Raw genomic sequence first — 1,807 nt, forward strand, 5'->3', positions numbered from 1 at the left:
CGACTCTGCTGGCGAAGTATTTGATCTGGGTCAGGCCGTTGCTGTGATGCCGTGTTGGGTGCAGAGTGCGTGGACGCGGGTGGGGCGGCGGTCTGGCTTCCTGGGTGCGGTGTCGTAGTGGGCGCCGAGTCGTCGGATGTTGATCGCCATGCCGGTAAGGACGTTCTGGAGGTGGGTTTTGGCGAGGCCCCGGTAGCGGGATCGTCGCAGGCCGGGGCCTCGCACCGCTTGTGAGACGGTGCCTTCGATCCCGGCGCGGGCCCGGTATGCCGCGTGCCACTCGGGCGTGTCCTGTTCGGTCTGCATCCGCGTCCGGGCGGTGTGGATGGGTTCGGGGTGGATCTCCAGGACCCGGCCGAGGTGGGGGGCGGCGGTGGTGCACTGGACGCGGATCGGGCAGGGGCGGCAGTGCGCGCGGGAGAAGGCGACGCGGATCAGGCCGTCCTTCTTCGGCCGCATGGAGATGCTGGTGGCCCCGGCGGGGCAGTGTGTGATGCCGGCCTGCCAGTCGACGTGGAAGTCCTTGGGGGTGAAGGTGCCGTCCCGGGCACCGCGGCCGGTCTGAACCGTGACGGGGGCGATGAGGGAGATGCCGCGTTCCAGGGCGGCGCCGATGTTCGGCCCGCTGGGGTAGCCGGAGTCGAGGAGGTGCTCGCCGGGTTTCAGATCCCGGGCGATGAGTTTGTCCTGGACGGGGGTGACGGCTGTGACGTCGGGTTCGGTGGCGCGGGTGGTGTGGACGTCGGTGACCAGGTTCGGTAAGTCCTCGTCGCAGGACTCGCTCAGGTGGGCCTTGGAACCGGTCCACTCCACGCTGCCGGCGCCGGGCACGCCTTTGGTGCTGTAGCGGGCCTGGGCGTCGTGGGGCGAGCGGATGCGCTCGGCCGAGGGCGGCAGTTCCCTGGTGTCCCGGTAGCGGAGCGTGCCGGTGCGGGTGGTCTCGTAGTGCTGGTCCCACAGTTCCCGCAGCACGCGGACCTGCGGGAGGTCGTTCATCCATGCGGCGGTGGGCTCGGCGTCGATCGCGGCGGTCAGGCTCCGGCCGTCGGCGCCGATCTGCTCGGCGAGTTTGAGGGCGGAGGCGTTCTTGCGGCGCAGGAGCCTTGCGGTCTCGACCTTGCGGCCGTAGCGCTCGTCCCAGCCGGGCCCCAGCAGCGGCACGACGAAGGCGGGGCTGGTGAGGGCGATCTCCTCCAGCGCGGCGCGCAGGGCCTCGCCCAGGCACTCGATCCGGTTCAATCGGCGCACGCATGCCAGCACGTGTGTGGAGTCGGTGCGCTGGCGCCCGCCGGCCCGCACCAGGCCGGCGGCCTTCAACCGCTCCAGCATCAAGGTCAGCAGGGCATCGGCCCGATCCCCGGTCACCAGGCGGGCGCGGAACTCGCACAGCACACTGGCATCGAAACCCGTGTCCTCCAGCTCCAGGCCCAGCGCGTACTTCCAGGAGATCCGGTCGGCCACCGCCACCGCCGTGTCCCGGTCGGACAGGTTGTGCAGGAACTGCAGGACCGTGACCATCACCAGCAGGGCCGGCGAGATCCCCGGGCGTCCCAGGTCCGCGTACATCTCCTCGAACTCGCCCACGGCGAAGTCCTCATCGACGAACAACGGACCCAGCGCGTCCCGCACCCGCATCTCATCCGTCCCACGCGGATGAACCCTGCGAGCCAACGCCACCGTCTCCACCGGAATCCCCGACCCGTCACCAGGACGCAGCACAACCCACCCCCACAAACAGCCAACCCACCCCAACCGGCAGGCACTTACTGTCCCACAGCCACCCCGAACCACTTCGCCAGCAGAATCG

At 70.0% G+C, this 1,807-nt stretch carries 1 protein-coding gene; it reads right to left on the minus strand.

The features are described from left to right. Nucleotides 1-30: 30 nt before the first annotated feature. Nucleotides 31-1,629, minus strand: coding sequence for an IS1182 family transposase (locus ABT015_RS37870; protein ID WP_350887892.1), 1,599 nt, complete (start codon nt 1,627-1,629; stop codon nt 31-33). Nucleotides 1,630-1,807 lie beyond the last annotated feature (178 nt).

Origin of the sequence: Kitasatospora sp. NPDC094016 (assembly GCF_040304045.1) — a bacterium.
Taxonomy (GTDB): domain Bacteria; phylum Actinomycetota; class Actinomycetes; order Streptomycetales; family Streptomycetaceae; genus Kitasatospora.